Source organism: Pseudodesulfovibrio sp. (assembly GCF_028692895.1).
In the GTDB taxonomy this organism is placed as follows: Bacteria; Desulfobacterota; Desulfovibrionia; order Desulfovibrionales; family Desulfovibrionaceae; genus Pseudodesulfovibrio.
In genome coordinates, this window is record NZ_JAQUWN010000001.1 from 91,007 (window position 1) to 101,143 (window position 10,137).

Here is a 10,137-nt window from a genome sequence, read left to right on the forward strand (position 1 = left end):
GGCGTTTTCGTTTTTCTTTTAGGCTTGATGCGAAAATGGCATGTAAGCGCCTGATAATTCAGGAGGAGGAAAAATGACAGTATCACGCCGAACTTTTTTGGGTGCGCTGGGGGCTGCGGGGGCGGCCGCGGTCGCGCCGGGGAATGCGGAGGCCTGGGAATCCAAGGCTCCGCCCGATCCCTACGGGTGCCTGGTGGATATGACCCGTTGCGTGGGGTGCCGCAAGTGCGAGCAGGCCTGCAACGAGGTGAATCATTTGCCCGAGCCGGAGGCGAGGTTTGACGACCTGACGGTTCTGGACGGCAAGCGTCGGCCGGACGACAAGGCGTTCACTGTGGTGAACCGCTATTATCCCGGCAAGATGGATGACCGCGACAGACCGGTGCCGGTCTATGTGAAGGTGCAGTGCATGCACTGCCAGGACCCGGCGTGCGCGTCGGCCTGCATCACCGGGGCGTTGACCAAGAAGGCGAACGGGGCGGTGCATTACGACGTGAACAAGTGCATCGGCTGCCGGTATTGCATGGCCGCGTGTCCGTTCGAGATCCCGGCTTACGAGTATCACGACCCGATCACGCCGAGGGTGCGCAAGTGCACGTTCTGTTTCGAGCGCATCGAGAAGGAGGGCGGCAAGCCCGGGTGCGCGTCCATCTGTCCGGTGGAGGCGATCACCTTCGGCAGGCGTTCGGAGCTGGTGAAGCAGGCGCACGAGCGGATCGGGGGCAACCCGTCGCGGTATGTGGATCATGTGTACGGCGAGCGCGAGGTGGGCGGCACGAGCTGGATGTACGTATCCGGCGTGCCGTTTGAGCGCGCGGGGTTCCAGACGTTGCCCGAGGCGCCCATGCCGAAGGCCACGGAGACGATCCAGCATTCGCTGTTCAGCTATTTGTGGTCGCCGCTGGTCCTGTTCGGGGCCCTGGGGGCGGTCATGCGCGTCACCTCCCGCAAGGGCGGGGAAGGCGAGGAGGGCGGACATGAGTCATAAGCCGTATCCCGTGGCGCGTCCCTTCTGGACGCCCGGCACGCTGGTCATGGCGGCGCTGATGTTCGCCATGTTCGTGACCCTGGTTTTCCGCTACACCTTCGGGCTCGGCGCGGTGACCAACCTGAACAACCATTATCCGTGGGGCATCTGGATCGGCCTGGACGTGGCCTCGGGCGTCGCCCTGGCCGCGGGCGGGTTCACCACGGCGTTTCTGGCCCACATCATGGGCCGCCGCTATTACGAGGCCGTGACCCGGCCCGCGCTGCTCTCGGCGGCGCTGGGCTACACCTTTGTGGCCCTGGCCGTGTGTTTCGACATCGGCCGGTCCTGGGCCATCTGGAAGCCGGTGGTCTACCAGAACCACAATTCCGCGCTGTTCGAGGTGGCCATGTGCGTCATGACCTACGTGACGGTGCTGTGGATCGAGTTCATCCCGGTGCTGGCCGAGCGATGGGGGAGCCGTTTCGCGCCCCTGGCCATTTTGAACCGGATGCTGGACAAAACCATGTGGTTCTTCATCATCCTCGGGGTGGTGCTCTCCTGCATGCACCAGTCGAGCCTGGGCACGCTGCTGGTCATCGCGCCCACCAAGATGTCGCCGCTGTGGTACACGCAGCTTTTGCCGCTGCTGTTCCTGACCTCGGCCTTCGCGGTCGGTTATCCCATGGTCATCGTGGAGACGACCATCGCCACCAGCTCGCTGAAGCTGGAGTCCGAGATGAACGTGCTGGCCCCGCTCTCCCGGATCACGATCCTGCTGCTGGGCGTGTACATGGCCATCAAGGTCGGCGACCTGGTCTATCGCGACGCGTGGCGGACGCTGCTGGACGGCTCGGCCCAGTCAAACAGTTTCCTGACCGAGGTCGGGCTGGGCGTGGCCCTGCCGTGGTGCATGCTGCTCTTCAGGGCGGTGCGCGCGTCGCGGCGGTTGTTGTTCACGGCCTCGCTGCTGATCGTGTCGGGCGTGCTGCTCAACCGGTTCAACGTGTTCGTGGTCTCGTTCAAGGCGCCTTACGCCACCGAGCCGTACTATCCGGCCATCGGCGAAATCCTGGTCACCGTGGGCGCCGTGGCGACCATCTTCTTCCTGTACCGGGTCGCGGTGACGTGGTTCCCGGTCCTTTCCGCCCAACGTGAGGAGGTGTCCCGATGAAGAGCAATACGCTGGGATGGCTCGCGTTTGCGGCCGTTGTGGTCCTTGGCCTGGCCGTGCTGGCCCCGGCCGCCACGACGCCGGCTCCGGCAACCACGGCTCCGGCCCAGACCGCCTCGGCTTCCGCTCCGGCGGCGAAGGCTGCGGACAAGCCCGTGGAGAAGTCGCGCAAGGACCTGATCCCCATGCCCGAGGGCTGGACCGCGCCGGACCAGGTCAAGGCCATGGAACTGGCGCGCAAGCAATACCCCTACGTCAAGGACGTGCTGCGGGAGGACCTGCCGCTTCGGCAGCAGCGGCTGCGGAACCTGGGCGTCGGGCTCAAGGACCTCAAGCACGGCTACCTGCTGCTGGACAGCCCGATGGTGGACACCTTCGGGTCCAAGTACGGGCCCGTGCGCTTCATGCACGCCAAGCACGCGGCCGTGCTGGACGGCGACTGCGCGGCCTGCCACCACTACCGCCCGGCCGATCCCGAGGCCTCGGAGACCGTGGCCTGCCGCGCTTGCCATCAGGAGGCGTTCGCCGAGCGGGAGCAGGGGCGCGTGGGCCTCAAGGCGGCCTACCACCTCCAGTGCATGAACTGCCACGAGCGGATGAAGAAGGGCCCGGTGAGCTGCGAGGGCTGCCACGGCAAGATGCCCGTGGACCACAAGGACCTGGTCAAGCTGCCGGACAACCCCACCCCGCAGCAGGTGACGAAGGAATGCCTGCGCTGCCACGAGGACGCGGGCCAGGACATGCTGACCTCGGCCCACTGGCTGTGGCGCGGCCCGTCGCCGTTCACCGTGGAGCACCGCAGGAGCGTCATGTCCGGCAAGGGCACGACCACGCTGAACAACTTCTGCCTTTCGGCCATCAGCAACCTGTCGCGCTGCACCTCCTGCCACGCGGGATACGGGTGGAAGGACGACACCTTCGACTTCACCAGGACCGAGAACATGGACTGCCTGGTCTGCCACGACTCCACGGGCAGCTACAGGAAGGCCCCGCCCAAGGCGGGCATGCCCGATCCCGGGGTGGACATGGTCTACGTGGCGCAAAACGTGGGGCCCACGAGCCGCAAGACCTGCGGCGTGTGCCACTTCAGCGGCGGCGGCGGCGACGCGGTCAAGCATGCGGACATGAGCGCGCAACTCAACTGGCCGGACCGCAACTGCGACGTGCACATGGGCGGCTACGACTTCCAGTGCGTGGAATGCCACAAGACCCGCAACCACAAGATATCGGGCCGGTCCACCTCCGTGCCCGTGGCCGAGGGGTCCCGCTCCTGCGAGGACTGCCATACCTCGAAGCCGCATCACGACAACCCCCTGCTTGATCCCCACCTGAACAAGCACTGCGCCACCGTGGCCTGCAACACCTGCCACTCGCCCATCTACTCCAAGTGCGCCGCCACCAAGACGTGGTGGGACTGGTCCACGGCGGGCGACAAGCAGCGCCAGGTCCACAAGGACAAATACGGCAAGCCCGACTACAACTGGATGAAGGGCGACTTCCGCTGGAAGGAGGCGGCCAAGCCCTCCTACGCCTGGTACAACGGGTTCATGGAGCGCCGCCTGCTGGGCGATCCCATCAACCCCGAGGCCAAGGGCTTCCTGCCCGGCGAGAAGCTCACGCCCGGGCAGAAGGCGGCCATGGTGGTGACCAACATCACCGAGCCCGTGGGCTCCATCCGCGACCCGCACTCCAAGATCACGCCGTTCAAGATCATGGCCGGCATCCAGCCCGCGGACGCCAAGTACCGCTATCTGCTGGTGCCGCACCTCTTCCCCTACGGCAAGGACGACAAGTCCGCCTACTGGAAGAACCTGGACTGGCAGGCGGCCTTCAAGGAGGGGATGGAAAAGGCGAAGCTGCCGTATAGCGGAGAGTACATGTGGGTGGCCACGCACATGTACTGGCGCATCGAGCACGAGGTCATGCCCAGGGAGCACGCGCTCTCCTGCGCGCAGTGCCACGAGAGCCTGAAGGGCGACCGGACCTGCGACCGCTGCCATCAGGACGGGCGCGACGCCAAGTTCCGGGTCCTGGCCGAACAGGGCGCGGACTTCGGGCTGCTCAAGGTCATGGGCCGCGACGTGGACGAGCTGATCGGCGTCACGGACTACCTCGACTTCAAGAAGCTCGGCTATGAGGGCGATCCCGTCGTCCGGGGCGGCCGGTTCAAGGTCCTGCCCCTTCGCGGCGAGGCGTCCTCCCGCTGACCGCCTCTCCACATGCGCAAACCGCCGCCCCCGGACGCCCGTCCGGGGGCGGTTTTGCGTGTTCGGCGGAATTAATGTGAAAATAGGATTGTTGACAGTGAAGACCAGATAGTGCAGTTGCTTATATGAGCAGGTATCACGATCGTGGAGACGTAGTGAGCGAAGTGCGCCTGCGCGGAAGGTCATTGGGGGGAAGATCGGCCAAGGACGAATTGAGGCCCGGCACGGAGGCATTTCGCCGGGGGGAGCTTTCGGACCAAGGCTCCTGCACGATTAGGATTCAGGCGGGAAAGATGAAATCTTTGCAAAGTATGTCCAGGGAGGAACTGGTCAGCGAGCTCGAGATGTACCGGGAACGCGTCGGCGAGTGCGACGGCCGGTACGAACTCGCCATCGAGGCCTCCAACGACGGGGTGTGGGAATGGGATGTCCGCACCGACGAAGCCCGTTATTCCCCGCGCAATTTCACCATGATCGGTCACGCCCCGGAGGAATTCGAACCCCGCGCCGAGGCCTGGAAATCCCTGATCCACCCGGACGACCTGGAGCGTGCCCTGGACATGGTGCGCGCCCATCTGGAACGCGGCGAACCGTTCAATATCAAGTACCGCGTGCGCGACGGCAAGGGCGAATGGCGCTGGATACTCTCCCGGGGCCGCATCGTCGAGCGCGACGCCGAGGAAAAGCCCGTCAGGCTGGTCGGCACGCACGTGGACATCCACGAGCAGGTGCTCCTGTCCGAGCGGCTGCGGACCAGGAACGAGGAGCTCACGGTCCTGAACCACCTCGGCCGGGCCGTTGCCGCGAGCCTCTCCATGGAGGCCACGGTGGACGCGGCCCTGGACAACCTCCGGCGCATCGTCGAGTGCGACCTGGTGCAGCTCTTCACCCTGGAGGGCGAGTCCATCGTCAACATGGGGTTGCGCTCCAGCATCCCGCTGGCCCCGGCATTCCACGAGATGCGGTCCGACCTGGGGGAGAGCCTTTGCGGCCTGGCCGTCAAGACCCGCTCCCCGGTCTTCTCGCGCGAGCGGGACGCGGACCGCAGCTACCTGCGCAGCGAGTGGCGCGAGGCCGGCATCCGCTCCCACGCGGCCATTCCCCTGGTGGCGGGCGAGGAGGTCCTTGGGGTCATCGGCGTCGGCTCCCGCGAGGACCGGGAATACGCCGAGAGCGAATCCTTCCTCTGCTCGGTGGCCTCTGTGGTGGCCACGGGACTGGCCAACGCCCGGCTGCATCAGCGGGTCCGGCGCCACTCCGAAGAGCTGGAGGCCCAGGTGGAGGAGCGGACCCGCGAGTTGGCCAAGCTCTCCAACGCCATCGAGCGCGCCTCCATCTCCATCATGATTACGGACGTGAACGGCGCGATCGAGTACGTGAACCCGTATTTCTCCAACCTCACCGGCTACCTGCGCGGCGAGGTGCTGGGCAGGAATCCCCGGATTCTCAAGTCCGGCAGGCACGGCGTCAATTTCTACCGGGGCATGTGGCAGCGGCTGCTGCGGGGCAAGATCTGGCGCGGCGAGATCTGCAACCGGCGCAAGGACGGGTCCGAGTACTGGGAGCGGGCGTCCATCTCGCCGCTGCTCGACGCCGAGGGCAACCCCACCCATTTCGTGGCCGTGACCGAGGACGTGACCCAGCGCCGCAAGCGCGAGCAGGAGCTGCTCGTCCTGTCCAAGGCCATCAAGAACGCCTCCTCGTCGGTCATCGTCACCGACAAGGACGGCGACATCATCTACGTCAATCCGAGCTTCACCCAGCTCACGGGCTATTCCTACGAGGACGCCGTGGGCCGTAACCCGCGCATCCTCAAGTCCGGGCTGCATGAGCCCGTCTTCTACGCGGAGCTGTGGAAGACCATCGCCGGGGGCATGTCCTGGTCCGGCGAGATCCTCAACCGGCGCAAGGACGGCACCCGGTTCTGGATGGCCGCCCGCATCTCGCCGGTCTACGACCGGCACGGCGAGATCACCCACTATGTCGGCGTGCAGAACGACATCACCGAGAAGAAGGAGCTGGAGCAGCTCAAGGGGGACGTGGACCGGATCATGCGCCACGACCTCAAGACGCCGCTCAACGCCATCATCGGCTTCCCCGTCCTCATCGAGATGGAGGGCAACCTGACCGAGGACCAGTTGGAGCTTACCCGGGCCATCACCCGCGCGGCCCGGAAGATGCTGCGCCTGATCGACCTCTCCCTGGACTTCTTCAAGATGGAGACCGGCCAGTACGAATACTATCCCCGCAGGGTGGACCTGGCCGCCTGCCTGCTGGAGCTGATGGTGGAGTTCCAGTCCAAGCTCAGCGCCAAGCGGCAGCGGCTGATCGTGACCTTTGACGGCGAACCCGTGCGCGAGGACCAGACCTACTGGATCCAGTCCGAGGACAGCCTGATCTACTCCCTGCTCTCCAACCTGCTCTCCAACGCCATCGAGGCCTCGCCTCCGGGCGGGGACATCTCCGTCAAGGTTGACTGCGCCGACGGATGTCATATATCCATCCGCAACACCGGCGTGGTGCCCCCTCCCATCCGCAAGAGCTTCTTCCAGAAATACAAGACCTACGGCAAGAAGTCGGGCACCGGCCTGGGAACCTATTCCGCCAAGATGCTGGCCGACGCCATGGGCTACTCCGTGCGCATGGAGACATCGGACGCGGAGAACGCCACGGTCCTCCACGTCGTCATCCCCAGCGACAGTTGCGTCGGTCCGGAGAAATGATGAGCGATCCAGCCAAGATACTGATTGTCGACGACGAGCCGTATAACCTCCTGCTGCTGAAGCGCCACCTGAACCTCATGGGCCACGAGGTTATCAGCGCGGAGAACGCGGTCCTCGCCCTTGAGATGCTCGACCGGACCATCGACCTGGTCCTCTCGGACGTGATGATGCCCGAGATGGACGGCTTCGAGTTCGTCCGGGCCATCCGGCGAAACGCCGAGACCCAGAACATCCCCGTGATAATGGTCACTACCCTTTCCGAGAAAAACGACCGCCTGCGGGCCGTGGAGGCCGGGGCCAACGACTTCATCACCAAGCCCGTGGACGCCCTGGAGCTCCAGGTGCGCGTCGGCTCCATGCTCCGGCTCAAGGCCAAGCAGGACGAAATCCTGCGCTTCGAGTCCGAGCTGAACCAGATGGTGGAGCAGCGGACCCAGGAGCTGCGCCTGGCCCTCAAGCGGATGAAGAAGTCCCACCAGGACACCATCGTCTACCTGGCCGCCGCGGCCGAGTACAAGGACGAGGAGACCGGGGCGCACATCCAGCGCATGAGCAATTACTGTGCGGTCATCGCCCAGGGCCTCGGGCTGGACGATGACGAGGTGGAGCTCCTCCTCAAGAGCAGCCCCATGCACGATCTCGGCAAGATCGGCATCCCGGACCACATCCTGCTCAAGCCCGGCAAGCTCGACCCGGACGAGTGGGAGATCATGAAGACCCACACCGAGATCGGCGCGGAAATCCTGGGCGCGGGCGACTCCGACTACGTGAACATGGGCGCGATCATCGCCCTGTGCCACCACGAGAAGTGGGACGGCACCGGCTATCCCTCGGGCCTTAGCGGGGAGGACATTCCCCTGGCGGGCCGCATTTGCGCCGTGGCCGACGTCTTCGACGCCCTGACCAGCAAGCGGCCGTACAAGGAGGCCTTCTCCGTGGAGAAGTCCCTGGGCATCATGGCCGAGGGCCGGGGCACCCATTTCGACCCCGCCGTCTACGACGTGTTCCTGAAGCGCCTGGACGAGATCCTGGCGATCCGGAGCCAGTACTCGGACTGATTTCCCTGTCCCGGACGAACGGACGCCCCCGGCCGCCGGCGGCCGGGGGCGTCTTTTTTTGCATACGGCGCGTATTACAGATACTTCTTGCGCTTGAAATACAACAACATGCCCACGCCCACCGCGAGCATCAGGCCCAGGACGGCGTGGTAGCCGTAGCGCCAGCCAAGCTCGGGCATGTGCCGGAAGTTCATGCCGTAGACCCCGGCGATGAAGGTCAGGGGAATGAAGATGGTGGCTGTCACGGTGAGCAGTTGCATGACCTTGTTGGTCCGGATGCCGATGAGCGAGATCTGGTAGTCGATCATGGACTTGAGGATGTCGTGCAGGGAGACCACGCCCTCCAGGGTCTGCTCGTGGTGGCCCGCCGTGTCCTGGATGTAGGGCAGGACGTCGTCCGGCACCTCGGCGTCGTCGCGCAGCAGCCCCTTGAAGATGTCGCGTTCGGGCATCAGGGCGTTGCGGGCCAGGATGGTCTCGCGCTTGAGCTCGTAGAGCTCGCCCAGGAGCGCGTCGGAGAGGGTTGCGGTCAGCCGGTTCTCCAGGTCCTGGGCCAGATCACCGATGGCGGCCAGGGCCAGGGTGTGGCTGTCCACGAGGGCGTCCAGGACGGCGGCCATCAGGTAGGTGGCGTCGGCCTTGCGGATGCGGCCCCGTCCCTGGCGGATGCGTTCGAGCACGCCGTCCAGCAGCCCGCTCTCCCGCTCCAGGAAGACCGCCACCAGCCCCTCGCGCCAGAGCATGGAGACCTGCTCGTTGACCACCTGGCCGTCCACAACCATCAGGTGGCGCATGACCACGAACCCGGTGTGCTGGTCGGCCCAGGCCAGGGTGGGGCGCTGGCCGGTGTTGAGCACGTCCTCGGTGTAGAGGAGCGGCAGGTCCAGGTTGGCGGCCAGTTCCTTGATGAGCTCCGGCTGGTGCACGCCGGTGACCACCAGCAGGTTCATGCGGGCGGGATCGGGCGCGAACCCTGCGCTTGTCTCCCGGTGCTCGTCCAGCGACTTCGCGTCGTAGGCGCAGTGGGTGATGGAGGGCGCGAAGTCGCGCGCCTCCCCCGCATAGATCAGGGTGCCGGGGGCGGCGTCCAGCTTCAGCAGGTTCCAGCGCAGAAAGTCGAACATGCCCGCCTCCTCGGTCGTGTCGGATGCAAAAAAAGGTTCGCCATCGCCACCTTCCTACACCGGTGACAGGCTCCCTGTCCATGCAAGCGCCGGAGAACCTCGTGATCGAGCGGCTGTCCAACCCCTGTATGCGCAAGGCCTGGAGAGCGCCCCGGCCCTGGCCGTGACCCGCCGGGGCGGCATCGTCACCCCGGTCCGTGGACCGGCCGCCCGAGTCGGGCGTGAGCCTGGCCGAGCGCCAGCCCTTGTTTCGCGAGGGGGTACACGGCACTGGTAATCATTGTCTTTCGCCTTTGCCTGCGGTATTCTTTGACCATATGCCCATACGCCTCGAAGAAAAATCGCAACGCAAGTCGCCCCGCATCTCCCTGCCCGCCAAGGTCAACGTCAAGGGCCGCCTCTTCGGCGTGCTCGACTGGTCCATGCAGGGGTTCAAGGCGGCCATTCCCAAGGGGATGATCCCGGAGGGGTGGTCCGGCCGGGTCACCTTCATCCTGCCCCTGCAGGAGATGGAAATCTCCTTTGACGCCGTGGCCCGGGTGCGCCGCCAGGGCGAGGAGAGCGTCGGTTTTTCCTTCGACTCTCTGCCGGACCGAAGCAAGGCCCTGCTCTCCACCTACATCAAGGCGAGCATCGAGGGGAAGCTGGACGACATCGACGGCATGATCGCCCGGGTGGAGGCCTCCACCACGCCGGTGGAGACCGACGTGCCCCTGAGCCTGAGCGAGCGCCGCCAGTTCAAGTGCTCCTTTCTGGGCCGGGCCCTGATCTACCTGCTGGTCGGCTGCGTCATCTTCTCGGTCTTCGGGTTCATCCTGTTCAACAACTTCGCCAGGGCGCGGAGCACGCGGGCCGTGGTCTCGGGCGGGCTGGTGGACGTGGCC

Annotated in this window: 7 protein-coding genes; 6 read left to right on the forward strand and 1 reads right to left on the reverse strand. The window is 65.5% G+C overall.

Annotation, left to right across the window (positions count from 1 at the left end; genetic code table 11):
- Positions 1 to 73 precede the first annotated feature (73 nt).
- From PHP91_RS00435 to PHP91_RS00455, 5 genes are all read left to right on the forward strand, one after another.
- Positions 74 to 988, forward strand: coding sequence for a 4Fe-4S dicluster domain-containing protein (locus PHP91_RS00435; protein ID WP_300135458.1), 915 nt, complete (start codon positions 74 to 76; stop codon positions 986 to 988).
- Positions 978 to 2,141: an NrfD/PsrC family molybdoenzyme membrane anchor subunit gene (gene nrfD, locus PHP91_RS00440; RefSeq protein WP_300135460.1), complete on the forward strand. Its 1,164-nt coding sequence runs from the start codon at positions 978 to 980 to the stop codon at positions 2,139 to 2,141. Before PHP91_RS00435 ends, nrfD begins: the two co-directional genes overlap by 11 nt.
- On the forward strand, positions 2,138 to 4,348 hold the full coding sequence (locus PHP91_RS00445) for a tetrathionate reductase family octaheme c-type cytochrome (protein ID WP_300135462.1): 2,211 nt from the start codon (positions 2,138 to 2,140) through the stop codon (positions 4,346 to 4,348). The genes nrfD and PHP91_RS00445 overlap by 4 nt, the downstream gene beginning before the upstream one ends.
- A 293-nt stretch (positions 4,349 to 4,641) precedes the next feature.
- Complete coding sequence (locus PHP91_RS00450) at positions 4,642 to 7,071, forward strand: PAS domain S-box protein (RefSeq protein WP_300135464.1); 2,430 nt, start codon at positions 4,642 to 4,644, stop codon at positions 7,069 to 7,071.
- On the forward strand, positions 7,071 to 8,129 hold the full coding sequence (locus PHP91_RS00455; RefSeq protein ID WP_300135466.1) for an HD domain-containing phosphohydrolase: 1,059 nt from the start codon (positions 7,071 to 7,073) through the stop codon (positions 8,127 to 8,129). The genes PHP91_RS00450 and PHP91_RS00455 overlap by 1 nt, the downstream gene beginning before the upstream one ends.
- Positions 8,130 to 8,203: 74 nt before the next feature.
- Here PHP91_RS00455 and corA read toward each other — a convergent pair whose 3' ends face one another.
- Complete coding sequence (corA, locus tag PHP91_RS00460; RefSeq protein WP_300135468.1) at positions 8,204 to 9,253, reverse strand: magnesium/cobalt transporter CorA; 1,050 nt, start codon at positions 9,251 to 9,253, stop codon at positions 8,204 to 8,206.
- 317 nt (positions 9,254 to 9,570) lie between these two features.
- Here corA and PHP91_RS00465 point away from each other — a divergent pair.
- The coding region (locus tag PHP91_RS00465) for a PilZ domain-containing protein (protein ID WP_300135470.1) at positions 9,571 to 10,137 on the forward strand (567 nt) is incomplete at its 3' end.